25 protein-coding genes are annotated in these 26,693 nt (G+C 66.3%); 8 read left to right on the top strand and 17 right to left on the bottom strand.

All coding sequences use genetic code 11. From position 1 onward, the window contains the following. Positions 1-30: 30 nt before the first annotated feature. Together A5678_RS07125 and A5678_RS07120 are read right to left on the bottom strand one after the other, a co-directional pair. Entirely contained in the window at positions 31-1,368 is a 1,338-nt protein-coding gene (locus tag A5678_RS07125; protein WP_082945426.1) for a cytochrome P450, read from the bottom strand. 194 nt (positions 1,369-1,562) lie between these two features. Next, entirely contained in the window at positions 1,563-1,775 is a 213-nt protein-coding gene (locus tag A5678_RS07120; protein ID WP_068040293.1) for an MbtH family protein, read from the bottom strand. A 467-nt stretch (positions 1,776-2,242) separates the two neighbouring features. On the opposite strand from A5678_RS07120, the gene A5678_RS07115 reads away from it, so the two are divergent. Beyond that, on the top strand, positions 2,243-3,124 hold the full coding sequence (locus tag A5678_RS07115) for an SDR family oxidoreductase (RefSeq protein WP_068040291.1): 882 nt from the start codon (positions 2,243-2,245) through the stop codon (positions 3,122-3,124). Here the strand turns inward: A5678_RS07115 and A5678_RS07110 are convergent. Further along, positions 3,121-4,011 carry a PAC2 family protein gene (locus tag A5678_RS07110; protein ID WP_197502064.1) on the bottom strand — a complete coding sequence of 297 codons (891 nt, stop codon included), beginning with the start codon at positions 4,009-4,011 and terminating at the stop codon, positions 3,121-3,123. The genes A5678_RS07115 and A5678_RS07110 overlap by 4 nt on opposite strands. Positions 4,012-4,298: 287 nt before the next feature. Continuing rightward, positions 4,299-4,472: a hypothetical protein gene (locus A5678_RS26995; protein ID WP_156746796.1), complete on the bottom strand. Its 174-nt coding sequence runs from the start codon at positions 4,470-4,472 to the stop codon at positions 4,299-4,301. Positions 4,473-4,501: 29 nt separating this feature from the next. Between A5678_RS26995 and metH the strand changes: the two genes are divergently transcribed. Beyond that, entirely contained in the window at positions 4,502-8,263 is a 3,762-nt protein-coding gene (gene metH / locus A5678_RS07105; RefSeq protein WP_068040288.1) for a methionine synthase, read from the top strand. 28 nt (positions 8,264-8,291) lie between these two features. On the opposite strand, the gene A5678_RS07100 is transcribed toward metH, so the two are convergent. The 10 genes from A5678_RS07100 to A5678_RS07055 all read right to left on the bottom strand — a co-directional run bounded on the left by A5678_RS07100 (position 8,292) and on the right by A5678_RS07055 (position 18,752). Beyond that, positions 8,292-9,056, bottom strand: coding sequence for a mannan-binding family protein (locus A5678_RS07100; protein ID WP_082945425.1), 765 nt, complete (start codon positions 9,054-9,056; stop codon positions 8,292-8,294). Beyond that, positions 9,053-9,670, bottom strand: a complete 618-nt coding sequence (locus A5678_RS07095) for a tetratricopeptide repeat protein (protein ID WP_231983591.1) — start codon at positions 9,668-9,670, stop codon at positions 9,053-9,055. Before A5678_RS07095 ends, A5678_RS07100 begins: the two co-directional genes overlap by 4 nt. Before the next feature lie 108 nt (positions 9,671-9,778). Beyond that, positions 9,779-11,038, bottom strand: coding sequence for an MlaD family protein (locus tag A5678_RS07090; RefSeq protein ID WP_068040283.1), 1,260 nt, complete (start codon positions 11,036-11,038; stop codon positions 9,779-9,781). Further along, a complete protein-coding gene (locus A5678_RS07085; RefSeq protein WP_197502063.1) occupies positions 11,035-12,249 on the bottom strand; it encodes an MlaD family protein in 1,215 nt (404 codons plus the stop codon). Before A5678_RS07085 ends, A5678_RS07090 begins: the two co-directional genes overlap by 4 nt. Then, a complete protein-coding gene (locus tag A5678_RS07080; protein ID WP_068040278.1) occupies positions 12,246-13,361 on the bottom strand; it encodes an MCE family protein in 1,116 nt (371 codons plus the stop codon). The genes A5678_RS07085 and A5678_RS07080 overlap by 4 nt, the downstream gene beginning before the upstream one ends. Continuing rightward, complete coding sequence (locus tag A5678_RS07075) at positions 13,358-14,413, bottom strand: MCE family protein (protein WP_068040276.1); 1,056 nt, start codon at positions 14,411-14,413, stop codon at positions 13,358-13,360. Before A5678_RS07075 ends, A5678_RS07080 begins: the two co-directional genes overlap by 4 nt. Continuing rightward, positions 14,406-15,461, bottom strand: coding sequence for an MlaD family protein (locus A5678_RS07070; protein ID WP_068040274.1), 1,056 nt, complete (start codon positions 15,459-15,461; stop codon positions 14,406-14,408). Before A5678_RS07070 ends, A5678_RS07075 begins: the two co-directional genes overlap by 8 nt. Beyond that, positions 15,458-17,038 (bottom strand): MlaD family protein, encoded by a 1,581-nt coding sequence (locus A5678_RS07065; protein WP_068040273.1) that lies wholly within the window; start codon positions 17,036-17,038, stop codon positions 15,458-15,460. Before A5678_RS07065 ends, A5678_RS07070 begins: the two co-directional genes overlap by 4 nt. A gap of 9 nt (positions 17,039-17,047) precedes the next feature. Further along, complete coding sequence (locus A5678_RS07060) at positions 17,048-17,911, bottom strand: ABC transporter permease (RefSeq protein ID WP_068040271.1); 864 nt, start codon at positions 17,909-17,911, stop codon at positions 17,048-17,050. Position 17,912: 1 nt separating this feature from the next. Continuing rightward, positions 17,913-18,752: an ABC transporter permease gene (locus A5678_RS07055; RefSeq protein WP_068040269.1), complete on the bottom strand. Its 840-nt coding sequence runs from the start codon at positions 18,750-18,752 to the stop codon at positions 17,913-17,915. Positions 18,753-19,056: 304 nt separating this feature from the next. Here A5678_RS07055 and A5678_RS07050 point away from each other — a divergent pair, with 304 nt between their 5' ends. From A5678_RS07050 to A5678_RS07030, 5 genes are all read left to right on the top strand, one after another. Further along, positions 19,057-19,659, top strand: coding sequence for a TetR family transcriptional regulator (locus A5678_RS07050; RefSeq protein ID WP_068040267.1), 603 nt, complete (start codon positions 19,057-19,059; stop codon positions 19,657-19,659). A 56-nt stretch (positions 19,660-19,715) separates the two neighbouring features. Next, positions 19,716-19,997 carry a phosphoribosyl-ATP diphosphatase gene (locus A5678_RS07045; protein WP_068040266.1) on the top strand — a complete coding sequence of 94 codons (282 nt, stop codon included), beginning with the start codon at positions 19,716-19,718 and terminating at the stop codon, positions 19,995-19,997. 2 nt (positions 19,998-19,999) lie between these two features. After that, positions 20,000-20,851: an ATP phosphoribosyltransferase gene (hisG, locus tag A5678_RS07040; RefSeq protein ID WP_068040304.1), complete on the top strand. Its 852-nt coding sequence runs from the start codon at positions 20,000-20,002 to the stop codon at positions 20,849-20,851. A 161-nt stretch (positions 20,852-21,012) separates the two neighbouring features. Beyond that, positions 21,013-21,522 (top strand): DUF4126 domain-containing protein, encoded by a 510-nt coding sequence (locus tag A5678_RS07035; protein ID WP_068040263.1) that lies wholly within the window; start codon positions 21,013-21,015, stop codon positions 21,520-21,522. Next, positions 21,519-22,889: an FAD-containing oxidoreductase gene (locus A5678_RS07030; protein ID WP_068040261.1), complete on the top strand. Its 1,371-nt coding sequence runs from the start codon at positions 21,519-21,521 to the stop codon at positions 22,887-22,889. Before A5678_RS07035 ends, A5678_RS07030 begins: the two co-directional genes overlap by 4 nt. 62 nt (positions 22,890-22,951) lie before the next feature. Here the strand turns inward: A5678_RS07030 and A5678_RS07025 are convergent, their stop codons facing one another. Further along, complete coding sequence (locus tag A5678_RS07025; protein WP_068040259.1) at positions 22,952-24,247, bottom strand: DEAD/DEAH box helicase; 1,296 nt, start codon at positions 24,245-24,247, stop codon at positions 22,952-22,954. A gap of 250 nt (positions 24,248-24,497) precedes the next feature. Next, on the bottom strand, positions 24,498-25,376 hold the full coding sequence (locus tag A5678_RS07020; protein WP_068040302.1) for a RecB family exonuclease: 879 nt from the start codon (positions 25,374-25,376) through the stop codon (positions 24,498-24,500). 73 nt (positions 25,377-25,449) lie between these two features. Between A5678_RS07020 and trmI the strand changes: the two genes are divergently transcribed. Then, a complete protein-coding gene (trmI, locus tag A5678_RS07015; RefSeq protein ID WP_068040257.1) occupies positions 25,450-26,292 on the top strand; it encodes a tRNA (adenine(58)-N(1))-methyltransferase TrmI in 843 nt (280 codons plus the stop codon). Positions 26,293-26,354: 62 nt separating this feature from the next. On the opposite strand, the gene A5678_RS07010 is transcribed toward trmI, so the two are convergent. Further along, positions 26,355-26,648 carry a DUF503 domain-containing protein gene (locus A5678_RS07010; RefSeq protein WP_067949699.1) on the bottom strand — a complete coding sequence of 98 codons (294 nt, stop codon included), beginning with the start codon at positions 26,646-26,648 and terminating at the stop codon, positions 26,355-26,357. Positions 26,649-26,693 lie beyond the last annotated feature (45 nt).

Genomic DNA, 26,693 nt, shown 5'->3' with positions numbered 1-26,693 from the left:
TGCGGCTGCAGTGCGGGCGTCGTGACGATCTCAACCAGGCCGAGTGGCCCGCACGGTGGCGCCCTTGCCGGGAACAAGCCCCATTTCGACGCGGATGGGTTCATCGCGCGGATCGACAGCGGTTAGATTCACCGAACGCAGCACTGTCGCCAGCATGTGAGTGGCCTCGAAGACGGCCAGCCGGTCGCCTAGGCAGCGGTGTTCGCCGCCGCCGAAGGGTATGAGCTGGTAGCTGCCGGGGCGCTGCTCTAGAAATCGTTCTGGTCGAAAAGCTTTCGGGTCGTCGTAGAGGTCCGGATGCCGGTGCACGGACTGAACGACTGCCATGACGGTCGTGCCGCCCGGAAAGTAACGTCCTCCTAAGCTCAGCGGCCGGGGAATGAATCTCGCGACTAACATGAATGGCGGTCGCAAGCGCAGGCTTTCCTGCACCACCGCGTCGAGATACGTCAGCTGGCCGCCACCGCCGCGTACTTCCGTGGTGGCCGCTGCGAGCGCGTGTGGACTACGCACCAGTCGTTCGATCGCCCAGCTCGCCAATGTCGCTGGGGGGTCGTAGCCGCCGAGCATGATTCCCACTACCTGGTCGCGAATCTCCCTGTCTGACAGCGGCTCCCCGTGCGCGTGCAGCAACGAATCGACCACGTCGTCGTGCCTGAGCTCCGGGTGGCGCCGACGGCGGCGGCCGATCTCGTCGTACACAAGCTCATCGCAGCGGTTCAGCTCCCGCTGATACCGCGGCCACCACCGCAGTGCGCCGAATGAACGCAGCGCCGAGCGCATCGCGCTCTGCCCCGACGCCACCGTCGTCAGCAAGTCCCGCCAGGCCGATTTCCATCGCGGCAGAGCCGAATCGGGCACCGACGCCACGACTTTCAAGATCAGCTCCAGTGACACATCGAGCAGCCGCGGGTGCACTGCCACCGACTGCTGATCGGTCCATCCGCGGACCTCTTGCTCTGTCCTGGCCACGATGAACTCACGCCACTGCGTCAGTGCGTCGCCGCGCAACCGCGGCAGCATCAGTTTCCGCAGCCGGCGGTGGTCCGGCCCGTCGAGCATGAATACCGACCGGTCTCCCCAGAACGGATCCATCACGCGGTGCGGCTCTGGCGCGTTGACTTCGTCGGCGGGCGAGGTGAACAACGGCTTGATCAACGCCGGATCCCGAACGAAAGCGACTCTCGATCCGACGAGCCGAGATATCGGCGGTGGCGGTGACAGCCAGACTACGTCCCCGTGGCGGTCGAACAACTCGTCGAAGGCGTCATCGCCGCGCCGAGGCAATGTCCATGCGAGCCTGAGCATCTGCCCGAGTCCAAGTTGATCCGGTGCGGCATCGCGTGTCGTGTGCTGGGTTCTCAGCATGCCTGGCCTCCTCGGTCGCGCGTCGGATGCTTGGGCGCGTTCTGGAAAACGGCGAATGGCAGGCTTCCGTCTGCGGAGCACCCGACGGACACCACCGAGGGATCTTCCGCCCGGCGGTGACGGACCTGAAATGCTTGAAGTGCGCTCACCGTAACCCCTTTCGCGCGTGTAGCGACCGCGCGCCTCGGCAGGTCTCAGCGCTCCAACGAAACGCCCAGACTCTTCGGCCGGATATCGGTCCAGTTCCGTTCGATGTATTCCAGGCACGCAGCGCGGTCTGCTTCGCCGTGTACTACCCACCAGCCGTCGGGAACCTCGGCGAATGCTGGCCAAAGACTGTGTTGCTCTTCGTCGTTGACCAACACGAAGAAGTTGCCATTGTCGTCGTCGAACGGGTTGATGCTCATTGGTGCTCCTGACCGTTTAATCGAGCCGAATTGATGTTCGGAGTCAACAGGATTGGGACCGCTTCTCGGCGAAGTCGAGAATTACCTGACCGACCGGCAACCGTTCGGCTTGGCGCCGCAAGGCTTGCCAATGGCGCTGACGGTGGGGTGGGGCTGTCGCTTGTCATCGCGCGGCGGCCCAGCTAGAAGTCATGCCGGGAGCCTATGGTCGCGTCTGTTGCTCAGGGGGAAGGTACGCCCCAAGTAGAGTAGTGCGAACGCCCAGATCGGGTAGTGATCGCTGAGTGGCCAGGAATTGACACCGGCGGTGGCCGTCGCGGTTGCCCAGCACATTCGGACAAGTCGTCTAATTTGGGCCCACCGCGGCGCTCGTGGTCTGCGGATGGTGTCCGCCCAACAGTGTCTCGGGCACGGTCGAGGACTGTGTGCTCTATGTCGACGAGCGCTGTCGCGGTACCTTGGCGGCCATGACATCGCTGCAGGACAAAGTTGTTTTCATCACCGGCGGTGCCCGGGGAATCGGCGCCGAGGTCGCCCGCCGGCTGCGCAACAAGGGTGCCAAGCTCGTGCTCACCGATCTCAACGACGCGGAGCTCAACGCGCTGGCCGCCCAGCTCGGCGAGGACCACGTGCTGACCGCGGTCGCCGACGTGCGGGACCTGCCGGCCATGCAGGCCGTCGCCGCCCGGGCCGTCGAACGCTTTGGCGGCATCGACGTCGTGGTGGCCAACGCGGGCATCGCGAGCTACGGGTCGGTGCTACAGGTGGACCCCGAGGCGTTCAAGCGGGTGCTCGACATCAACGTGCTCGGCGTCTTCAACACCGTGCGGGCCACGCTGCCGACAGTGATCGAGCGCCGGGGCTACGTGTTGATCGTCTCGTCGCTGGCCGCATACGCCGCGTGCCCGGGCCTGGTTCCCTACAACGCGTCCAAGGCCGGCGTCGAGATCCTCGCCAACGCGCTGCGGCTGGAGGTGGCCCACCAAGGGGTCGCCGTCGGTTCGTCGCACATGTCCTGGATCGACACCGCCCTGGTCCGCGACACCGAGGCCGACCTGCCCGCCTTCGGCAGGCTGCTCGCCAGCTTCCCCTGGCCGCTGAACAAAACGACCACCGTCGACAAATGCGCTGACGCCTTCGTCAAGGGCATCGAGCGCCGCCGGCACCGCGTGTACTGCCCAAGCTGGGTCGCCCTGTTCCGCTGGATCAAGCCGGTGCTGTCCACCCGGGTCGGGGAAGCGCCCCTGCACAAACCAACTGCGGAGCTGCTGCCCCAGCTGGATGCCCAGGTCGCCGCTCTCGGCCGCTCCACCAGCGCCTACAACCAGGGCTTGGGCAAGAGGGGTTAGCGCCCGAACCCGGGGCGGCGGCGGCGCAGATACCGCTCGAATTCCGCGGCCAGCGCGTCGCCGTCGATCTTGCCCAGGGCCTCGTTCATGTCGACCTCGGCGTCGCCGCGTTGTTCCAGCGACAGCACGTATTCGGCCAGGTCCTCGTCCTCGTCGGCCATCTCGGTGATGGCCTGCTCCCACTCCTCGGCCTCGGTCGGTAGGTCGGCGAGCGGGACCTCGATGTCGAGCACGTCCTCGACGCGGCGCAGCAGCGCCACCGTCGCCTTCGGGTTCGGCGGTTGCGACACGTAGTGCGGCACCGCCGCCCAGAACGTCACGGCGGGGATCCCGGCGGCGACGCAGGCGTCCTGGAACACCCCGGCTATGCCGGTCGGGCCCTCGTAGCGGCTCTCCTCGAGCCCGAAGCGTTTCGCCGACTCGGGGGAGTAGGCCGCGCCCGAGACCGGCACCGGCCGGGTGTGCGGCGTGTCGGCCAGCAGGGCGCCCAGGATCACCACGGTGTCCACGTTGAGCTTGTCGGCGATGGCGACCAGTTCGGCGCAGAAGGTGCGCCAGCGCATGTTGGGTTCCACCCCGTGCATCAACACGACGTCGCGGTCGCTGCCCGGCGGGCGACAGTGCGAGATCCGCATCGCAGGCCACACCAGCTCCCTGGTGACCCCGTCGACCTGCCGGATGACCGGGCGATTCACCTGGTAGTCGTAATACGCCTCGTCGTCGATCTCCAGGATCGGGTCGGCTTCCCAGATGGCCTCTAGGTGATCGAGCGCGTCGCTGGCCGCGTCGCCGGCGTCGTTCCAGCCCTCGAACGCCGCCACGACGATGGTGTTGTGCAGTTCGGGCAGTGCGGCTTCTCTATTGGGGGGGCCCTGGGGCGGGGTCACAGAATCAGCGTACGGCCTTTCACGCCGAAGTCTGGCCTTGCCTGTCAGGGGCCTGTCAACCTCTGGGCCCATTTCATAGGACGGCTATCCTTATAACGTGGCCGCCGTTCACGAACACCCCTACGACACGGACATCCTGGACACTTTGGCGCAGCGGGTGGTAATCGGCGACGCACCGACGGGCACCGAATCGCAGGCTGCTGCCTTGACGTTGGGCGACTTCAAGCACCGAGGTCGACGCGGCCGAGCCGAAATACGTTCGGCTGCAAACTCGTTAACATTGGTAACTACGACATCGTCGACAGGATCCGGGGTCTGGTACTCACGGGCAGCGCGAACGCCAAGCGGATCATGTCGAGCTGGGCGTCCAGACGTCGGGTGACGACGTAGACTTTCCTGGTCGAGAGGCGTTGCAACGGTTTGCCGGTCCAGCCGGTATCCGCCACGCTCGGCAGAGTCAAGGACGCCTTCCGCTACGGAAGGAACGTACGTGAACGCCCCCAATAGCGCCCCGGCGTCAGAGATCTTCGTGCCGGACATCCGCCCCGACTGCACCGACGAACTGACGGCTGCGCTGCGCCAACGGATCCTGGTGATCGACGGCGCGATGGGCACGGCGATCCAGCGGGACCGGCCGGACGAGGCCGGCTACCGCGGCGACCGGTTCACGGAGTGGCCCACCGCTCTTCAGGGCAACAACGACCTGCTCAACCTGACACAGCCGCAGATCATCGAGGGGATCCACCGCGAGTACCTCGAGGCGGGTGCCGACATTTTGGAGACCAACACGTTCAATGCGAACGCGATCTCGCTCTCCGACTACGACATGCAGGACCTGAGCTACGAGCTGAACTACGCCGGCGCCGCCCTGGCCCGCAAGGCCGCCGACGAGTTCAGCACCCCGGAGAAGCCCCGCTACGTCGCCGGCGCAATCGGGCCGACGACGCGGACCGCGTCGATCTCGCCGGACGTCAACGACCCGGGAGCCCGCAACGTCTCCTATGACCTGCTGGTCGCCGCCTACCTCGAAGCCGCCAACGGCCTGGTCGACGGCGGTGCCGACCTTCTCATCATCGAGACGATCTTCGACTCGCTGAACGCCAAGGCGGCGGTGTTCGCCGTCGAGACGCTGTTCGAGGAGCGCGGACGCCGCTGGCCGGTGATCATTTCGGGCACTATCACCGATGCTTCGGGGCGGACGTTGTCCGGCCAGGTCACCGAGGCGTTCTGGAATTCCGTCAGGCACGCGAGGCCGCTGGCGATCGGACTGAACTGCGCGCTGGGCGCGCCCGAGATGAGGCCGTACATCGCCGAGATGGCGCGGATCGCGGACACCTTCGTCTCGTGCTACCCCAACGCCGGCCTGCCCAACGCCTTCGGCGAATACGACGAGGACCCGGAGCGCCAGGCGAGCTACATCGCCGATTTCGCCGAGGCCGGCCTGGTCAACCTGGTCGGTGGGTGCTGCGGGACGGCGCCGCCGCACATCGCCGAGATCGCCAAGGTCGTCGAGGGCAAACCGCCGCGCGAGCTGCCCGCGATCGAGGTGGCCACCAGGCTCTCGGGGCTGGAGCCGCTCAACATCACCGACGATTCCCTGTTCGTGAACATCGGCGAGCGCACCAACATCACCGGCTCCACCCGGTTCCGCAACCTGATCAAGGCGGAGGACTACGACACCGCCCTGTCGGTCGCCCTCCAGCAGGTCGAGGTCGGTGCGCAGGTCATCGACATCAACATGGACGAGGGCATGATCGACGGCGTCGCCGCGATGGACCGGTTCACCAAGCTGATCGCGGCCGAGCCGGACATCAGCCGCGTTCCGGTGATGATCGACTCCTCCAAGTGGGAGGTCATCGAGGCGGGCTTGAAGAACGTGCAGGGCAAGCCGATCGTCAACTCGATCTCCATGAAGGAGGGCGAGGAGAAGTTCATCCGCGAGGCACGGCTGTGCCGCAAGTACGGTGCCGCCGTCGTCGTGATGGCCTTCGACGAGCAGGGTCAGGCCGACAACCTGGAGCGCCGCATCCAGATCTGCGGGCGCGCCTACCGGATCCTGACCGAAGAGGTCGGCTTCCCACCCGAGGACATCATCTTCGACCCGAACTGCTTCGCGCTGGCGACCGGTATCGAGGAGCACGCGACCTACGGGATCGACTTCATCGAGGCCTGCGCCTGGATCAAGGAGAACCTGCCCGGGGTGCACATCTCCGGCGGTATCTCGAACGTGTCGTTCTCGTTCCGGGGCAACAACCCTGTCCGCGAGGCGATCCATTCGGTGTTCCTGTTCCACGCCATCAAGGCCGGCCTGGACATGGGCATCGTCAACGCCGGTGCGCTGGTGCCCTACGACTCGATCGACCCCGAGTTGCGGGACCGGATCGAGGATGTCGTCCTGAACCGTCGCGAGGACGCGGCCGAACGGCTGCTGGAGATCGCTGAACGGTTCAACAGCACGGAGAAGTCCGAAGACCCGGCGGCGGCCGAATGGCGCAACCTCCCGGTCCGGGAACGGATCACGCACGCCCTGGTCAAGGGCATCGACGCCCACGTCGATGCCGACACCGAGGAACTGCGGGCCGAGATCGCCGGCGCAGGGGGTCGCCCGATCGAGGTGATCGAGGGACCGCTGATGGACGGCATGAACGTCGTCGGTGACCTGTTCGGCTCGGGCAAGATGTTCCTGCCCCAGGTGGTGAAGTCGGCCCGGGTGATGAAGAAGGCGGTCGCCTACCTGCTGCCGTTCATCGAGGCGGAGAAGGAAGAGGCCGGCACCACCGGGAGTAAGGACACCAACGGCACGATCGTGATGGCGACGGTGAAGGGCGACGTCCACGACATCGGCAAGAACATCGTCGGAGTCGTCCTGCAGTGCAACAACTTCGAAGTGATCGACCTCGGTGTGATGGTGCCCGCCCAGAAGATCCTGGATGCGGCCAAGGAACACGACGCCGACATCATCGGGCTGTCCGGGCTGATCACCCCGTCGCTGGACGAGATGGCCAACTTCGCCGTCGAGATGGAACGCGAGGGGATGGACATCCCGTTGCTGATCGGTGGCGCAACCACCTCGCGCGCCCACACGGCCGTGAAGATCTCGCCGCGTCGCAGCGGTCCGGTGGTCTGGGTCAAGGACGCGTCCCGCTCGGTGCCGGTCGCCGCCGCGCTTCTCGACGACAAGCAGCGTCCAGCGCTACTGGAGGCCACCGAGAAGGACTACGCGTCTCTCCGCGAACGGCACGCCCAGAAGAACGAGCGGCCGATGCTGACGCTGGAGAAGGCCCGCGCGAACCGGACGCCGATCGAGTGGGACGGCTACACGCCACCGGTGCCCGCCCAGGGCCTCGGCGTGCGGGATTTTCCTGACTACGACCTCGCCGAGTTGCGCGAGTACATCGACTGGCAGCCGTTCTTCAACGCCTGGGAGATGAAGGGCAGGTTCCCCGACATCCTCAACAACCCCTCCTCGGGCGAGGCTGCCCGCAAGCTGTACGACGACGCCCAGGAGATGCTCGACACCCTGATCAAGGAGAAGTGGCTGACTGCGAACGGGGTGATCGGCTTTTTCCCGGCAAACGCGGTCGGTGACGACATCGAGGTCTACACCGACGACACCCGCACCGAGGTGCTGACGACGTTGCACAACCTGCGCCAGCAGGGCGAGCACCGCGACGGCATCCCGAACCGGTCGCTGGGCGACTACATCGCCCCCAAAAAAACGGGCCTCCGGGACTACATCGGTGCATTCGCCGTCACCGCGGGGCTCGGCGGCCAGGAGAAGATCGCGGAGTTCAAGGCGGCCCTCGACGACTACAGCGCGATCCTGCTGGAGTCGATCGCCGACCGGCTGGCAGAGGCTTTCGCCGAACGGATGCACCAACGGGTCCGCAAGGAGTTCTGGGGATTTAAGCCCGACGAGCAGCTGGACAACGAGGCGCTCATCGATGAGAAGTACGTCGGAATCCGCCCGGCCCCGGGCTACCCGGCCTGCCCGGAGCACTCCGAGAAGGCGACGCTCTGGAAGTTGATGGACGTCAAGGAGCGGACCGGCATCGAGTTGACCGAGTCGATGGCGATGTGGCCCGGTGCCGCGGTCAGCGGCTGGTACTTCTCGCACGCGCAGTCGCAGTACTTCGTGATCGGTCGGCTGGCCCAGGACCAGGTGGCCGACTATGCGAAGCGCAAGGGCTGGACCCTGGCCGAAGCCGAGCGCTGGCTCGCCCCGAACCTCGGCTACAACCCGGAGGACTGAGCGCTCCTCAGGCGAGCCGTGGGCACTCCTAGATGCGCAGCACCGGCGCCAGGGCGGACAGCGGGATGTGCGCCTGCACCGTGCCCCCGTCCATGAACCACTGCATGATGCCGGGCGTGAAGTTGAGCGGCTCGTCGTGCGCCACCGGGTAATCCGGCATGTACAGGATCAACTCGTCCGGAGTCAGCGCCCAAGCCTTGTACGCTCCGGAGTAGACCTTGTCGGGGGTCCAGCGGTCGACGACGAAGGGGTAGGTTCCCGGGTCGTGCGGCGGTGGCGCCTGATTGAGCGCGGTTTCGATAAACGGTTGAGCCAGTGGGGGAATGGCGGTCAGCGGATTCGACGTCGTCAGGTCAGCCAGCTGCACCCGCCGGCCGCCCGCCATGTCGAACGTGAAGGTCCGGTAGGCGTTGTTGGGCTTGGGCCCGTCGGCGTGGTAATCCTCGTGGAACACCGCGCTGAGTAGGTTGCCGTGCCGGAATACTTCGAAGTTCTCCTCGCCGTAGCTGTCAGCCGCCATGGCGCCGTTGGCCCTCTTCCAGTTGTTGACCAGGGTGTGCAGGTAGTCGCGGATCACCGGGCCCGTGGTCGGATTGTCTACCAGGTCGTCGGGCACGGCGACCTTGATGTCCCGGACGGCGTTGCGCTCCGACGTCACCGAGGTGTGGCAGTACTGGCCGTCCCAGTCCCCGCCGAGCTCGCCGCAGAATGACGGGGCGGACGCGTGTGCGGTGGCGGTGGGAATCGTTGTGGCGGCGATCATTACCGATGCCGCGAGTATTCGCCGCATCACAACAGCTGGACCTTGCTTGCCCGCCAGCGACCGTCGACCTTCTCCATGGTCATCTTGATCCGGCTGCGGTCGATGCGCGGGTCGGGTGCGGCGGTGTTGGTGACGGTCTGGTCGATGAAGACCAGCACGATGACCTTGTTGGTGGACTCGGACTGGATCGCCGAGTCCACGACCACGCCGTGCGCGGTCGCCTTGTTGTCGATCAGCAACTGCCGAAGCTTGACGCTGGACTGGGTGTACATGTCCTTGAACTCGCCGGTCGCGCCATCGAGAACCTGCCGGAAGTTTTCGTCGACCTTGTTCGAATCGATGCTGGTCAGCACTTGGGCGTAGGCGACGGCCGCTTGTTGGGCCTGTTCGCCGGCGAGCTTGACCTGGTGCTCTTGCCACTGCCGCCAGCCGAGGAACCCCGAAAGGGCAAGCGCGGCAATGAGTAACGCCGGCAGCACGCTGCGACGCAGGTAGTGCTTCCACGGGCGCTTGCGGCGCTCGGTGTCGGGACGTTCGCGTTTGAGCAGCGCACCGACGTCGTCGCCCTCGCCTTCCTCGGACCGCTCAGCACCGTCTCCGTCGCCGGCCTCGCCGGCCGCATCGGCGGATTCTGCGACGCGCACCTCGTCGGCGTCTGCGGTTGCGGCTTCGGGTGTTTCGGCGTCCGGTTTCACTTCGGCGCGCGCCTTGGCCTTCGGGTTCTTCTCGGTGGTCACGATCACGGTCGTCTCCTAATGGGGCGGTTCGATTGGCAGCTGCGGGCCGCCGTAGGGGGTGGGAATGGTGTAGCGGCCCCGCGGGGTCGGATCGGTTCGCTGGCCCAGGTTCGCCCCCGGCGGCGGACCGGCGGTGTCGTCACCGCCCGGCCGTGGCGCGTTCTTGGCACCGCGGATCGAAACCGCGGGGTCGTCATCGCGGCAGTAGGTGTACATGAACGGCTCGTAGTAGTCGGCCGCGGAGGAGGCGTGCGACGGTGTCCCGTAGTCGCACACATAGCGCGGGTAGAGGTCGGCCGTCGCCCATACCCCGTTGTCGTGGAATGTGCTCGTCACCGCGTCCAGAACCGACCCGCGGTAGTCGGGGAACAGCGCGTTGAGCGCCGGCACCCGCAGATAGAACAGCTGTGACATGGTGGCCATGCTGCCCAGCAACTGCACCATGGTTTCGGAATTGTCGGCGAACAGGTTGTCGACCGCCGAAAGTGTGCGCGGCGTCTGCTCGGTCAATCGGCGATAGCCGGCCTGCATCCTGGCCACGCCGGTCAACGTTCGGTTGAGTTCCGTTGCGGCAGAGCCCAAGCCGGCGTTCTTGTCGCTTGCCAGGGTGAGCACGACCCGGCTGGTCTTGATGATGCTGGTGGTCTGGGGCAGCACCGAATCGAGGGTCGACAGTAGGAACGTGCCGCCGTCGACGATGGCGGTCAGCTTCGCCGGGCCCTCCTTGGTCAGGCTCAACTCCTTTTTGATCAACTCGAGCTTGTGGGGGTCGACCTGGGCCAGCAACCCATCCGCGTCGGCGAGCAACTGCGCCAAGCTGACCGGGACGCTGGTGTGTTCCGAGGTGATGAGGCTGCCGTCGTGCAGGTACGGCCCGGCGTCGGATGCTGCCTCGAAGTTGATGTATTGCTCACCGGCCGGCGACAGCGCCGACACGTGCACGACGCTGTTCGCCGGGATCCGCACCTTCGACGCGATGCTGGCGACGGCGTTCACCCCGTTGTCGGTGATCTGCAGCGACTCGACCCGGCCGATGCGCACCCCCCGCAGCGCGACATCCTGATTGGGCAGTAAGCCGCCGGATTCCGGCAATTGCACGGTGACCCGGTAGGACGAGGCGAACGGCTTCACCCGCAACGCGCCGACGAGCAGGTAGGCGGTGGCAACGACCAAGATGAGCACCAATCCGGCCACCGACAGCCAGACCTGGTGCCGATGACCGGTACGGACCGCTCGGACAACGGCATTCGCGAAATCATCGACGACGCGGATCATGGTGGGGGTCCTGGCGTGGGCGGCGCCGGCGGGGGCCCGGGGGCGACGTCGATTTGGCCCGGGATGTTCGGGTCCGGTATGACGGGAACCTGCGGCGAGTTCGGACCCCGACCGACCACACGTTCCTGCAGCCGCCACAGGGTGTACTTCAAGGTGCCGACGAGCAAGTTCACGTTGTAGTGGTGCGGCCCGTGCAGCCCGATGTCGCCGGGGAACCCGATATCGGGGATCGATCCGAGCATGATCTTGTCGACGCTCACGTTCACCGAAATCGAGTTGCCCGCTGTCGATTTCACCAACGCAGGAATCAACCGGTTCAGCGCCAGCCAGCTGGTATCCGGGCTCATCGCAACGTCGTTGGCGGCCCCCGCGACGGTGTTCAGGTCGCGGATGATGCTGCGGCCGCTGGTGTCGGTCCCGCCGATCGACGGGAACCTGGCCAGCAACCGGGAGGTGTCACCCACCTGCACGGCCAGATCGGAAAGCTGGGCGGTGTTGTCGGACAGGGCCGAGGTGGCGGGACTGGCCGCCGCCATCAGGTCGGCGATGGTTTGGTTCTTGGCGTCGAGTTGGTCGGCCAGACGCGACAATTGGGTCAGCGCGTTCGAGATTTGATCGGACCGGGAATCCAGTGTCCCGAGCAACTCGTTGGACTTGCGGATCATCTCTCCGAACGCCTGGCCCTGGTCCCCGGTCGCCTTGCCGAAACCGTTGATGATGTTGGTGAAATTGCGTACCGCACCGCCGTTCACCAGAATCGCCGCTGAGCTCAGGACCGATTCGACGGTCGCGGCCGCCGCCGTCGAATCCAGGCCGATCGTGTCGCCGTCTTTCAGCAATGGCCCGTCGGGATCGCCGGCGGCCGGCGGCTTGAGCGCGACGAACACGTCGCCCAGTGGTGTCGCGGTGCGCAACTCGGCGGTGCTGCCTCGGGGCAATCGCACACCGTCCCTGATGCGCAGCCGGGTGACCGCGGTGTAGTTGCGTGCGACCATCGATTCGAGCTGGCCGACGTCGGCGCCGGCGAGCTTCACTTTGGCGTTCATCGGCAGGTTGAGCGCGTTCGAGAACACCGCGTTCAGCGAATAGCCCCCCGCGCCCAGCCCCGGCGCCGGAAGGGGCAGGCTGGCAAGGCCGTTCGTGGCGCATCCCGCGGTAACCATCGCCGCGGCCACCGCCGCAAGCATCCCCCGCGCGCCCGCGGTCGTCACTTCTGCCCCATGGCGGCCATTCCGTCCAGCACATAGGTCAAGCCGAAATCGGGGCCGAAGTCCTGTACCGTCCCGGTGCTGCAGCCCAGTTGCCGAAGGCCCATCAGGTTGCAGATCTCTTTGGTGTACTGGCTGTCGAAGATCAGCCGATCCGTGAGGAAGCGCGCGCGCACGCTGCCGTTCGCCCGGTCGACCATGTTGTAGGCGTTGTCGGCCACCAGTGGACCCAGGTCCAGGAGTTCGGCCAGGTCGCGCCGCTGGTCGGTCACCATCTTCAGCGTGGCATTGCCGCCGCGCGCCGCCTGCTTGATGTTGTCGCGGTTGGCGTCGAGCAGGTCGCCGGCCCGCTGGATCAGCTGGTCGAGTCTGTGTCCCGTGCTGCCGCTGCCGATGTCCTCGTCGGCCATGATCTGGCTGACTTGGTGGATGGTGGAGGCGAATTCCCGCAACTTCGTGTCGTTGGCGGCCACGGCATCGAACAGGTTGCTGATGTTTTTGACGATCGTGGTGATCTGTTCGCGGGTGGCCGCGCCGCCGTCGCTGGACAGGCGCAGTGCCTTGGAAAGCTCGCCCAGCGCCGCTTTGATCTTCTGGCCGTTGCCCTTGACCACCTCGGTGCCGCCGTTGAGCACGTCCGCGATCGGGCCGCCACCGTGGCCGTCGCCCTCGAGCGACTTGGTCACCTTGTCCAAAACGTTGAGGACACTGCTGAATTCGACGGGCGTCTTGGTCCTGGGCAAGCCGATGGTGTCGTGGTTCTCCAGGGTCGGTCCGCCGCGGTAGGGCGGCGTGAGTTCGATCTGCCGGTCGGTGAGGATGGAGGTCGACACCGTGACGGCCTGCGCGGTCGCGGGAACCTTGACGTGGCGGTCCACGGTGAAGTCGACTTCGACGTAGCTGCCCTTCGCATTGATCTTGGTGATCTTGCCGACCGGCATGCCCAGCACCGCCACCACGTTGCCCTCGTAGAGCCCTGAGGCGCTGTCGAATTGGGCGGTCACGGTGATGGTGTCCTCGTCGGGACTCAGGTACCACCAACCGACGCCGGCCACCGCCGCGATGACAACGACGACGGCGACGATGGCCACCGCTTTGGATGCCGGCCCCGTCACCTGCAGTCCTTGAAATACTGGATCATGCCGAACTGCTTGGCGCGGCCGGAGATGGCGCACATCCACGAGTCGATCAACGGAACGTTGGGGGCGTTGAAGTTGATCGCGTTGCCGTCGCCGGTGAGATTGGCCGCCTCCCGGAAGAAGATCGGACTGGTTTGCAGCATGCTGTGCAGCAGATCGTCGTGCTGAGTCATCAAGTCGGTGAAGTCCCGCATGTCGTTGATCAGCGCGTCCAGACCCGACCGGTCGTTGACAACAACCTGGCTCATGGTGTCGACAAGACTGGAGAGCGATTGCATCATCGCGTGGAAAACGGCGCGCCGCGCGACGAATTGGCCCAGCAGGTCTTGGCCCTGGTTGATTAGGGTGCCGATGCCGGCCTGCTGACGCCGCAGCGTGTTGGTGACCTGCTCCGTGCTGCGCAGCAGCTGCCCCAGTTGGTCACGTCGTACCGCGATGATCGACGACAGCGTATTGATATTCGAAATCGCCTGCGGCACAACCGCAGGCAGGCCCTCGAGCTGCCTGCCGAGCACCGCAAGCGATTGTGCGAACCGGTCCGAGTCCACCTGCTCGAATGTGGTGGTGGCGTCCTGCAACGCAGCTTGCAGGTCGTAGGGGACCTCGGTGTGCGCCAAGTCGAAGGTGTTGTTGGGCAGTTGCGCCGGGCCGTTGGGTTCCAGCGCGAGATACCGCGAACCGAGAATGGTGGTGACCTTGATCTGCGCCCGGGAATCCTTGCCCAGCGCGATGTTGTCCCGGATCTTCAGGCCCGCCTCCACATGGTCACCAACGAGTTTCATGCTGGTGACGTTGCCCACCGGGATGCCCGCGACCACGATCGGGTTGCCGGCCCGCAGCGAGGCCGCTTGTTGGAACTCCGCGGTGTAGTGCCGGTATCCGGCACCGAGCGCATGCACGAGCAGCATGACCCCGATGATCACCGCGACCACCGCGACGGCGATGAAGCCAAGCCACGTCTTGTTGTAGCTTTCCAGCGGACGCCTTTTCATCGCCGAAAGTCGAAGCCGTACGGACGACTCAGCCATCAGCCGTGCTCCTGCATCTCGGGGTGTGCCACGCCTTGTTACCCGGGGTGGCCGCGTTGATGATGATCGGCACCACGTCGTTGAGGCCGGGGAAGAACCCCATGAAATTCACGTCGCACACGTAGGCATTGCCGTACGCCCCCTGATTGCCGACCCGGGTAAGCCCTTTCAGCAGCAGCGGGATGTTGTCGCCGAAGAAGGCCACCTGCGGTTCGACGTCCATGATGTGCTTGGTGACGCCGGGCTGGCGATCGATGAATTCGCGCAGTGCCGGGTACACGTCCGTGGCCGAGGTCGACAGCCGGCCGGTCACCCGGGCCAGGGAACCCACCGAGGCGACCAGGTCCGGCCGCCGCGCGTCGAGCTCGCCGACGATGCTGCGGGTCTGCGTGATGACCCCGTCGAGGTCGTCGTTCTGCTGGGCCAGGTTGCCCATCACCTTGTCAAGATTGGTGATCACGCTGCCGAGCGCCTGATCTCGGCCCGCGAACGTCTCTGTGAGCGTGGACGTCTGACCGACCAGTGTCGTGATCGACGACGTGTCGCCCTGCAGCGACTGGATGATGCCCTTGGTCAGGTTGTCGGCGTCGTGGGGGTTCAGCAGGCTGAACAACGGTTCGTAGCCGTTGAGCAGTGTGGTGACGTCGAAAGAGGGTTCGGTGCGCTCCAGTGGGATCGTGCTGCCCGGTGGGAGGAGCGCCGGACTGCCTTCCTTGCCCAACGACAGTCCGAGATAACGCTGTCCCACGATGTTCTGGTACGTCACCGACGCGAGGGTGTTTCCGAACAACCGCTGTTCTTGCTGCACCACGAACGAGACTCTCGCCAGTTTCCCGTCGAGTTCGATCTTTTCGACACGGCCGACACGCACTCCGGCCATCCGGACGTCGTCGCCTTCCCGAAGCCCGTACACGTCGCTGAACATCGCCGAATACTTGGCGGTGTTGCCCGCCACGTCACGCCGCAGGCTCACATACACCAGCCAGGTCAGCGTCAACGAGACGACCATGAACAGGGTCAACGCAATGAGTGGGCCGCGAAACCTCATTTGGCCTCCCCGGGCGGCTGCGCCGGTGGGTGAGCAAGTGACACCGTGGTGCCGCGGGCGACCGGACCCAGCAGTAGCTCGGTGGCTTCGGTCGCGGGCGCGCCGGTGATCACGCCCAACACGTTTCGTTCGTACTGGCTCCCAACGGGTCCCACGTTCCCGCCGAAAGAGGCCTGGGGGATCCACGGCGCCTTGGGTGCCACCGGCGCGACCCACGGTTCGTGCGGTTGTGGTGTCGCGGGCGCCCCCGGCGACGGGTTATCGGGATTCGCACTGCCGGGAACGGGTGGCGACGGCGTAATCCCCGCGGGCAGCGGGGGATTGGGATCGGCCAAGTTGGGGGTCGGATTGATCAGCGGCGGACCCACTGCAACGAGGTTTCCGTCCGGACCGATCACGGTGCCCGGCGGCGGAGCCAGATCCTTGGGCGGCTGATAATTCTGCGGCAACAGCACGTCGGGCAGATCCGGCCGCACCGGGATCAGCGGTGCGGTGAAACAGCTGGGTCCCTTCAGCTCGCCGTAGTGTGGGCAGTCGGCGCGCGTGTACGTGGAGCTGGGTGTGAATGTCAGCATCGCGCGCATGTTGCCGAGGTTGGTCCGCGGGTTCCAGACCTGCTCCATGAATTGATTGGCCAGGTTGTCCAGTTTGGTGACCGCGGGCACGAAGTTGTTCGACTTCTGCGCCAGCACACCCAGGACCGGGGTGAAATCGGTGGTGATCCGGATGAGTTGGTCGATGTGGTTGTCGAACGATTGGCGTGTCGTGCCGACCGTGTAGTCGGCGCCCGACAGCAGCGAGGCCAGTTGCCCGCGGGTCTCTGCGAATGTCCGCATCGGCTCGACGGCCTGATGCAATGCGTCGAGCAGGTCGGGCGCCGTCTGCGCAAGCCCACGGGTCGCTTCCAGCAGCGCGGACACCGTCGAGGGGCCGGTGTCGGCGCTGACGATCCCATTAAGCTGGTCGAGAAGGCGATTCAGTTGCGCCCCTGCATTGAGCAGGGTCACCCGGCGGTGGTCGGTGGCGGCGCCCAGCGCGGCCAGAATACCCACCGACCTGTCATCGCGGTCGCGCCCCGCCGCGGCGAGCAGGTCGCGCAACTTGCTCACGGTCGTTTGAAACAGAATGGTCGGAAGCCGCTTGTCTTCCGGAATATGCGCGCCATCGCGGATTTTCACACCAGGGCCCTCCTGGTTTGGGGAGCCGACCAACTGAACCGACGATACGGCGAAGACATTGCTGGGCACCACGCGCGCTGTCACGTTGGCCGGAATCGACTTCGCGTATTCCTCTTTCAGGTCGATGTGAACGTAGTTGGGTTCGCCGTGCGCTGCGGGGACGACTCCGTTCACCGTCCCGACAAGCACGCCGTGGTATTTGACGTCTGACTTCTGCGGAAGGCCGTCGCCCACGTTCACCAGATCGGCGACCACCCGCACGTAATCGTTCAGCGTGCCAGTCGATTTGACCAACATCGCGGCGGTGAGCAGGGCGCTGACCGCCATGACCGCAACGCCGATGCCGAACAGCTGCCGGTCGGAGGGGCCGCGGCCGTCGATCTCGAAGGAATTGGGCATTTTCGAGGCCTACCCGCCGAACCGTGCGCCGGAGTCGACGCCCCACAGCGCCATGGTGAGCAGCATGTTCACGATGATCACGACGGTGATGCTGGCCCGCATGCCGTGTCCCGCGGCGACCCCGACGCCCTCGGGCCCGCCGCTCGCGTAGTACCCGTAATAGCACTGGATCGTGGATGCGATCCAAACGAAGATGACTGCCTTGATCAAGGAATAGACGATGTCCTGGCCGGCCAGCATCAGCGTGAAGTAGTGCAGATAGGAACCGGTCGAGCCGCCACTGCCGATCCCCACCACTATCTGCGTGCTGAGGTAGCCGATCGCCAGGCACGCGGCGTACAGCGGAACGATCGCCACCACCGAAGCGATCAGCCGGGTGGTCACCAGGTAGGGGATCGGGCGGATCGCAATGGATTCCATCGCGTCGATCTCCTCTGCGATGCGCATGGATCCCAGCTGGGCGGTGAAGCGGCAGCCGCCTTGCATGGCGAAGGCGAGCGATGCCATCAGCGGAGCCAGCTCGCGGGTGTTGACCAACGAGGAGACGAACCCGGTGGCGGGCCCGAGTCCGAGCAGATCCAGGAAGTTGTAGCCCTCGATGCCGACGAGCGCACCGACGGTCGTGCCGAGCACGACGGCCACACCGGCGGTGCCGCCGCCCACCACGATCGAGCCGTTGCCCCAAGTGATGTTCGACAGCAGCCGCAAGAACTCGCCCCGGTACTGACGCAGGGCAAGCGGCACGGCGACCAGTGCGCGGACGAAGAACACCAACAAATGGCCGAGCCGAATGATCGGTACTTTGCCCCTGCGGTAGAGCCGGACGAGCGGGACGGAAATCGGCGCAAACGGTTGATAAGCGGAGGCCGTCACGTCACAGCCCCGTCCTGGGCGACAGCATGATGTAGAGCTGGCTGATGGCGACGTTGACGATCATCAGAAGCAGGATCGCCTCGACGACCGCCGCATTCACCGAGTTCGCGACGCCCGTTGGCCCGCCCTTGGTGGACAAGCCTTTTTGGCTCGACACGATGGCCACGATGGCGCCGAACACGATCGCCTTCACCAGCGCCAAGATCATGTCGCCGGTGGTCGCGAACGACGCGAACGTCGATACGAAGCTACCGGGCGCCCCGTTCTGGAAGTACACGTTGAACATGTAGCTCGCGAAGAATCCGGCGAAGCACACGACGCCGGTGAGGGCCACCCCGATCATCACCGCCGCGGCGAGGCGCGGGACCACCAGACGGCGGATCACCGATACGCCCATCACCTCCATCGCGTCGGTTTCTTCGCGCATCGTGCGTGAACCCAGGTCGGCGGTGATCGCCGACCCGACGGCCGATGCCATCAGCACGGCGGCCACCAGCGATGCTCCCTGCCGGATGACCGCAAGCCCGCTGGCCGCCCCGGCCAGCGACGTGGCCCCGACCTGGCCGGCCAGCAACGCGAACTGGATGGAGAGGGTGACGCTGATCGGCAGCGACACCAGGATCGTCGGCAACACTGCGGTGCCGGCCATGAATGCGCCCTGGCGGACGAACTCCTGCCATTGGAATCGCCCGGTCATCAGGTCGAAGAAAAAGTATTGAACGGTGCGCACACCCAGGACGAACTGTTCGCCGACCGTCGTCAGCGAGGCGACCGGGTGCCGTTTGACGTATCCGACCGACCAGTCCCGGACAGCGTCCACGCCATCGAGTTGTGTGGTCATAGTGGCGTGAGCTGGACTCCGCCCAGCAAACTCATGACCGGGATCATCGCGTGCTAGCTACCGGTTCCATCGGCCCTCTTCCCACCCCTTGAATTCGTGAGTGCCGAGCAGAGGACCTCGGGTGCCTTGACCCCAACCTTATTAAAATAGTGTCAACAGGCCCCAAGATTCTGCAGTTCATCGGTGTGTGCGGCATCACGTTAGCCTACTTGATAGGGACTTTCAATAGTGTAGAGTCACTCATCTTAGTTCGTCGCCGGACGGCACCATGGGGTTGGAATCTCGGATTAGCGAAGGTGATGCCATGCCCTCAGCAAACACCGGTTCGCTACGGGACCGACGCCGTGCCGCGCTGCTCTCCCAGATTCAGCAGACCGCACACCGGCTTTTCGCCGAGCGCGGCTTCGAGGCGGTGACGACGGAGGACATCGCCGCGGCCGCCGGAATTTCCATCAGCACCTACTTCCGATACGCGCCCACGAAGGAGGGCCTGCTGGTCGACCCCGTCCGGGAGGCGGCCGCCGAGATCGTCGGCTCCTATAGCACGCGGCCGTCGCACGAGTCGCCCGTCGAAGCGCTGATTCAGCTGTTCGTCACGCAGGCCAAGGATGTCAGCGCGGTTGACGACCTCGATCCGTGGCGTCACGCCGTGGCGACCGCGCCGCACCTCTTGAGCAAGTCCGTGCTGGTCAGCGAAACCGACCACGCCAACCTGATCGAGCAAGTCGCGCAGCGGATGGGCGTCGATGCGCCGGGAGACATGCGGCCCGCGCTGTTGGTCCACACCAGTTTGGCCACAGTGCAATTCGTCCTTGACGGGTGGCTGACGTCGGACATCGTCGCCAGCCCGCCATTTCATGTGCAATTGGAAGAAGCGCTGCGGATTACTCTCGCCGGGTTCGACTGACCGGGCGGGCCGAATCGTGGTCCTGGCGAAACCGAGGTGACTTTGCTCGGCGCCGCGTGAAACAATCGCTGGCCGTGAAGACCTTCGAGGACCTGTTCGCCGAACTGGGGGAGCGTGCCCGCACCCGGCCCACCGGCAGCGCCACGGTCGCCGCACTGGACGGCGGCATCCACGGGCTGGGCAAAAAGATCCTCGAGGAGGCCGGTGAGGTGTGGCTGGCGGCCGAACACGAACCGGACGAGGCACTGGCCGAGGAGATCAGCCAATTGCTGTACTGGACGCAGGTGCTGATGATCGCGCGTGGCCTGTCCCTCGACGACGTCTACCGGAAGCTGTGAGCGTGCTGCGGGTCGCGGTCCCCAACAAGGGCACGCTGAGCGAGCCGGCGAGCGAGATTCTCGCGGAGGCGGGCTACCGGCGTCGCACCGACTCCAAAGATCTGACCGTCATCGACCCGGTCAACCAGGTCGAGTTCTTCTTCCTGCGGCCCAAAGACATTGCGATCTATGTGGGTTCGGGGCAACTGGACTTCGGCATCACCGGGCGGGATCTGGTCCGCGACTCGGACGCGCCGGTGCGTGAACGCCTGGCTTTGGGTTTCGGGTCGTCGAGTTTCCGGTATGCCGGACCGGCGGGGGAGGACTGGACGACCGCCGATTTGGCCGGCAAGCGGATCGCCACCGCTTACCCGAATCTCGTCCGAAAAGATTTGGCCGAGCGGGGCATTGAGGCCACCGTGATCAGGCTCGACGGCGCGGTGGAAATTTCGGTGCAACTCGGCGTGGCCGACGCTATCGCCGACGTGGTCGGCTCCGGACGCACCCTGAGCCTGCACGACCTGGTGGCATTCGGCGACCCGCTGTGCGATTCGGAGGCGGTGCTGATCGAGGGCGCCGACCCGGACGGCAAGAGCCGAGCGGCGCGCGATCAACTGGTGGCGCGGATCCAGGGTGTGGTGTTCGGCCAGCAGTACCTAATGCTCGACTATGACTGCCCGCGCTCCGTCCTCGACAGGGCCACGGCCGTCACGCCCGGACTGGAGTCACCGACCATCGCGCCGCTCGCCGACCCGGACTGGGTCGCAGTGCGCGCGCTGGTGCCGCGTCGGGGTGTCAACGAGATCATGGACGAGCTGGCCGCCATCGGCGCCAAAGCGATTCTGGCTTCGGATATCAGGTTCTGCCGCTTCTGATCAAACGCTCGAGGCCGTCGGTCACACTAGCGTGACGCTCGACGCGCGTGCGGTAACCGCGGCTGTGTTAGCGTCCGCCTAGGGCTGTTTCGCCCGTGTCACCCCCATGGGCCGCCATCCCTTACCGTTGCCGGGCTGTTCGTTCCCTCAGGAGGGTCTTCGTGACACACGCGCTTATTGTGCTGCTGGCTTTACTGATCGGTGTCGTCGCAGGGTTGCGCTCGCTGACGGCTCCCGCCGTGGTCGCCTGGGCCGCGTTCCTCGGTTGGATCGACTTGCATGGCACGTGGGCGGCCTGGATGGCCAACATCATCACGGCCATTGTCTTCACGGTTCTCGCCGTCGGCGAAATCGTCAATGACAAGCTGCCCAAGACGCCGGCCCGTACGGCGCCGCCGATCTTTGCCGCCCGGATCGTCATGGGCGGGTTGGCGGGCGCGGCGCTGGGCGCATGGCCGCACTGGACCTACACCGCGCTCGGCGCCGGCGTCATCGGCGCGGTGCTCGGCACCCTCGGCGGCTATCAGGCGCGCAAACGCCTGGCTGCCGTGGCGGGTAAGGACTTGCCCATCGCGCTGCTCGAGGACGTGGTCGCGATATTGGGCGGGTTCGCCATCGCCGCGGCGACGGGTCACGTGCTGACGGAGTACCTGCTCACGGCGGTTAAGTGACAGAGCATTTCGACGCCATCATCGTCGGCGCCGGACAGGCCGGCCCACCGCTGGCGGGGCGACTGACGGCGGCTGGGCAGCGCGTCGCGCTGGTGGAGCGCAAACTGATCGGCGGGACCTGCGTCAACACCGGATGCATCCCGACGAAGACGCTGGTGGCCAGCGCATACGCCGCTCACCTCGCGCGCCGGGGTGCGGACTTCGGGGTTTCGACCGGACCGGTCAGCGTGGACATGGCCAAAGTCAAGGCGCGTAAAGACGAAATCATGCTGGGCGACCGCAAGGGCGTCGAGGACTGGTTGGCGGGCATGGAGGGTTGCACCGTCTTTCGCGGGCATGCCCGTTTCGTGGATCCGCACACTTTGCGAGTCAACGACGATGTGTTGCGCGCTGACCGGATCTTCCTGAACGTCGGTGGCCGCGCGGTGGTGCCGGAGATCCCCGGCCTGTCTGACGTCGAGTTCCTCACCAACGTCTCTATCCTCGAACTCGACACGCTGCCAGAGCATCTCGTCATCCTCGGCGGCAGCTACATCGCTCTGGAGTTCGCGCAGATGTACCGGCGCTTCGGGGCCCCGGTCACCGTCGTCGAGAGGGGTGCGCGCCTGGCGTCCCGCGAAGACGAGGACGTCTCCGCCACCGTCCGGGCCATCCTCGAGGACGAGGGTATCGACGTCGTCGTCGGCGCCGATGACGTACGAATCACCAAGACCGGCAACGGTTTTGAACTCACGCCCGGCGCCGGTGCGGATCCCGTTGCCGGAAGTCACCTGCTGCTGGCCGTCGGCCGGCAACCCAACACCGACGACCTCGGACTCGAGGCGGCCGGCGTGCAGACGGATGCCCGCGGTTACATCGTCGTCGACGACCGGCTCAAGACCAACGTCGACCACATCTGGGCGATGGGCGACTGCAACGGCAAGGGTGCGTTCACCCACACCTCCTACAACGATTTCGAGATCGTGGCCGCGAACCTGCTCGACAACGACCCGCGACGGGTCAGCGACCGCATCACCACCTATGCGCTCTATATCGACCCACCGCTAGGGCGGGCCGGCATGACCGCCGACCAGGTCCGTGCTTCGGGACGCAAGGCGCTCGTCGGTAAGCGCCCGATGACCAGGGTCGGCCGCGCGGTGGAAAAGGGTGAGACGCAAGGCTTTATGAAGGTCGTGGTCGATGCCGAATCCCGGGAGATCCTGGGAGCGGCCATCTTCGGCGTCGGCGGCGACGAGGCCGTGCACGAAATCCTGGACGTCATGTCGGCCAAAGCGCCCTACACCACGCTGGCGCGCACCATGCACATCCATCCCACCGTCAGCGAGCTCATCCCCACCATGCTGCAGGAGATGACACCGCTCGACTAGTGGCGATCGCAAGCGCGGCGTAGCCGGGCGAAGCGGGTCGCCACCATCGAGTGCGTCGCCCGCTACCGCGGCGCGGCGGCGGGGCGACGGGACCGGCGTCGCCTGCTACGCGCCTGGGCCGGACCGTGACCGGCAACCGCAGTTGGCTTGGGCCGACGGGCTGGCGCCGGAGCGGGCGCGACGACCTCTCGGGGCGCGGCCGGGCCGGCCAGGGTGTAGATGACGGGGGAGGCCGCGGTGACCTGCTGGGGAACGGCGCGAATGGCCGCCTTGCGCATCATCGATTCGGTGTCGCGGCGTTGCTCGGGCAGCGCGATGGTGACCACGTCACCCGAGGCGCCGGCCCGGGCCGTGCGGCCGGATCGATGCAGGTAGGCCTTGTGCTCCGCGGGCGGGTCGACGTGGACCACCAGGCCGACGTTGTCCACGTGCACGCCGCGCGCGGCGATGTCGGTCGCCACGAGCACCCGCGCGTGTCCGGCCGCGAACGCCGCCAAGTTGCGGTCGCGCACGGCTTGGGACAGGTTGCCGTGCAATTCCACCGACTCGATACCGGACTGCGTGAGCTGGCGGGCCAGCTTGCGGGCCTGGTGTTTGGTCCGCATGAACAGGATTCGCCGCGAGTCTCCCGCGGCCAGCCGGTGTACCACGTCCCTCTTGGCTTGCGGCCCGTCGACACAGAAGAGGTGATGTGTCATCGCGGGGGTCGGCGATGTCGGTTCCGCGACCGATCGCGTCACCGGGCTGGTGAGGAATCGCTTCACCAGGGTGTCGACTGCGGCGTCCAGCGTGGCCGAGAAGAGCAGCCGCTGACCGGTCGCGGGAGTGGCCGCCAAGATACGGGTAACGGTGGGCAGGAAACCCAGATCGGCGAGGTGGTCGGCCTCATCGATGACCGTGACCTGCACCGCGCCCAGATTGATGATGCCTTGCTTCATCAGGTCTTCCAGGCGGCCCGGGCAGGCGACGACGATGTCGACCCCCGACTTCAGCGCCGCGACTTGCCTGTGCTGCGGCACCCCGCCGAAGATCGTGACCACGCGCAGGCGCCGAACCGCGGCAAGCGGCTCGATTGTCGCGGCGATCTGGGTGGCCAGTTCACGGGTGGGCGCCAACACCAGCCCGGTCGGCCGGCCTGGCCGCCGGTTACCGGCATCGAGACGGCTCACCAGCGGGATCGAGAACGCGAGCGTCTTGCCGCTGCCGGTCTTGCCGCGGCCCAACACATCACGGCCGGCAAGCGTATCCGGCAGGGTCTCAATTTGGATGGGGAACGGTCGGTGAGCGCCGCCCTGAGCGAGCGCTTCAACCAACGGCTGGCTCACGCCGAGGTGAGCAAAAGTCTTGTCTTCGAGCATATTTCATTGTCCCTAAGCATCGGTGGTAGCGAGATTGCCCTTCTGGCAACATCGATCGCCGCGACTCGAGGCTGTGCGGTGCGCACCCAGTCATCTCGGACTCGGCGCCCCGCGGGGATCTGAGAAGAAATAACGAATCGATCACGACGTGTCGGCAAGCCGTTCGGCGCCAACGTTTCAACAGCATACCGCACTAGCGGTGAGCCGTTACCCCACAGAGACCCTTGTCACATTATTGCCGGCCAGGGCGTCATGCCGCCGGCTCGGTCTGGCACGAAACATCCTGTGCCCGTGCGTATTCCGGCCAGCCGGGGTACTTCGGCGGCGTTCCGCCGAACAGTGGGCAGTGTTGCTGGTGTGGGCACCAGTCACACAGCCGCGACTGGCTGGGACGGAAATCGCCCGTCTGGCCGGCGGATTGGATCGCCCGCCAGATCGCCATCAGCGTCTTCTCGAAGCGCAGCAACTCGTCGTGGTCGGGCGAGTAATCGAGCACCTGCCCGTCCGCGAGGTAGATGAGCCGCAGCCGGCTGGGCGGCACGCCGCGCGTGCGCAGCAGAGCCACCGCGTAGAACTTCATCTGGAACATCGCCTTGAATTCGGCCAGGGCCCGCGCCGCAGGCGGCGCCTTGCCGGTCTTGTAGTCGACCACTCGCAGCTCGCCGGTGGCGGCGACGTCGATCCGGTCGATGAATCCGCGCAGCAGCGTGCCGTCGGCGAGCTCGACCTCCACGCGCTCTTCGCAACAGTGCGGATCGAAGCGGGTCGGGTCCTCGAGCCGGTAATAGCCGGAGAGCAACGCACGGGCCTCCGCGAGCAGCTGGCCGCGCTGCGCAGGGTCGAACTCGCCGGCCAGCTCGGGCGCCGCGGCAATCACCTGGTCCCAGGCCGGCTCGACCAGTGAGAGCGCGGTGTCGGGACCGCGCTGGGCGGCGGGCAGGCCGTAGAGCTGCTGCAGGGCGGCGTGCACCACCGAGCCGCGCAGCTGTGCGGCCGACGGCGCCTCGGGCAACCGGTCGATCGCCCGGAACCGGTACAGCAGCGGGCACTGCTTGAAGTCCGCGGCCCGCGACGGGGAGAGCGCCGGTTTCGCAGCCGGCCGCGCGCCTGTCTGCGGCTGGTCGATCATGTGCGCAGCGTAGAACCGGGCGCCGACAACCCCGAGCACCGCCCGCGGCGAGTCGGCTGGCACGCTAGACGGCGTGTCCGCAACCGGCCCGTTCACCGTCGGGGAACGCGTCCAGCTCACCGACGCCAAGGGCCGGCACTACACGATGTCGCTCACGCCCGGCGCCGAGTTCCACACCCATCGCGGCTCGATCGCCCACGATGCGCTGATCGGGCTGGAGCAGGGCAGCGTGGTCAAGTCCAGCAACGGGGCGCCCTTCTTGGTGCTGCGCCCGCTGCTGGTCGACTACATCATGTCGATGCCCCGCGGGCCGCAGGTCATCTATCCCAAGGACGCGGCGCAGATCGTGCACGAGGGCGACATTTTCCCGGGCGCGCATGTGCTGGAGGCCGGCGCCGGATCGGGCGCCCTGACCTGCTCACTGCTGCGCGCGGTCGGGCCCGATGGGCAGGTGGTCTCCTACGAACAGCGTGCCGATCACGCCGAACACGCCCGTCGCAACGTCTCGGTGTTCTACGGCCATCCGCCGGAGAACTGGGAGCTGATCGTCGGCGACGTCGCCGACTCCGATCGGCCCGGCGGCTCCTTCGACCGGGCCGTGCTCGACATGCTCGCACCGTGGGAGGTGCTCGACGCGGTGTCCCGCCTGCTGATCCCCGGCGGCGTACTGATGATCTACGTGGCGACCGTGACCCAACTGTCGCGGGTCGTGGAGGCTTTGCGGGCCCAGCAGTGCTGGACCGAGCCGCGGTCGTGGGAGACGCTGCAACGCGGCTGGAACGTCGTCGGCCTGGCCGTACGGCCGCAGCACTCGATGCGCGGGCACACGGCGTTCCTGGTCTTCACGCGGCGGCTCGCACCGGGCGTCGTCGCCCCCGCGCCGTTGGGACGCAAACGCGAGGGCCGCGACGGCTAGCGGCGATCGCGAGCGCGGCGTAGCCGGGCGCAGCGGTCGTCGCCAACGGCTGAGCTTCGCCCCTAGTCGTCGCTGCGCCGCAGGCCGCGCCGCACCGACAGCAGCTCGAACTCGGGGTGCGCGGCCACCAGCCGTTCGGCCGCATCCAGGACATCGACCGCATGGCTGCGGTCGGCCGACACCGTGGCCACACCGATTCCCGCGCGTCGATAGAGCTCGTGCGAACCGGTCTCGGCCGCCGAAACGCTGAATTTGCGTCGCAGCTCGGCGACGACGGGGCGGATCACCGACCTTTTCTGCTTGAGCGACCGGACGTCGCCGAGCAACACGTCGAACTCGAGCCAGCCGATCCACATGCCGGGGGTCAACCGGGTGGACTCGGGGTGGGGCCGGGCACAGGG

The sequence above is a fragment of the Mycobacterium sp. E2733 genome, from assembly GCF_001667585.1.
Lineage (GTDB): Bacteria > Actinomycetota > Actinomycetes > Mycobacteriales > Mycobacteriaceae > Mycobacterium.
This window is presented reverse-complemented; position numbering and strand designations above follow the sequence as displayed.

Excerpts from the sequence above, each read along its gene's own strand:
- A5678_RS07125 (WP_082945426.1), bottom strand. The coding sequence starts at position 1,368 with ATGCTGAGAACCCAGCACACGACACGCGATGCCGCACCGGATCAACTT.
- A5678_RS07120 (WP_068040293.1), bottom strand. The coding sequence starts at position 1,775 with ATGAGCATCAACCCGTTCGACGACGACAATGGCAACTTCTTCGTGTTG.
- A5678_RS07115 (WP_068040291.1), top strand. The coding sequence starts at position 2,243 with ATGACATCGCTGCAGGACAAAGTTGTTTTCATCACCGGCGGTGCCCGG.
- A5678_RS07090 (WP_068040283.1), bottom strand. The coding sequence starts at position 11,038 with ATGATCCGCGTCGTCGATGATTTCGCGAATGCCGTTGTCCGAGCGGTC.
- A5678_RS07075 (WP_068040276.1), bottom strand. The coding sequence starts at position 14,413 with ATGGCTGAGTCGTCCGTACGGCTTCGACTTTCGGCGATGAAAAGGCGT.
- A5678_RS07070 (WP_068040274.1), bottom strand. The coding sequence starts at position 15,461 with ATGAGGTTTCGCGGCCCACTCATTGCGTTGACCCTGTTCATGGTCGTC.
- A5678_RS07065 (WP_068040273.1), bottom strand. The coding sequence starts at position 17,038 with ATGCCCAATTCCTTCGAGATCGACGGCCGCGGCCCCTCCGACCGGCAG.
- A5678_RS07055 (WP_068040269.1), bottom strand. The coding sequence starts at position 18,752 with ATGACCACACAACTCGATGGCGTGGACGCTGTCCGGGACTGGTCGGTC.
- A5678_RS07050 (WP_068040267.1), top strand. The coding sequence starts at position 19,057 with ATGCCCTCAGCAAACACCGGTTCGCTACGGGACCGACGCCGTGCCGCG.
- A5678_RS07025 (WP_068040259.1), bottom strand. The coding sequence starts at position 24,247 with ATGCTCGAAGACAAGACTTTTGCTCACCTCGGCGTGAGCCAGCCGTTG.
- A5678_RS07020 (WP_068040302.1), bottom strand. The coding sequence starts at position 25,376 with ATGATCGACCAGCCGCAGACAGGCGCGCGGCCGGCTGCGAAACCGGCG.
- A5678_RS07010 (WP_067949699.1), bottom strand. The coding sequence starts at position 26,648 with ATGTGGATCGGCTGGCTCGAGTTCGACGTGTTGCTCGGCGACGTCCGG.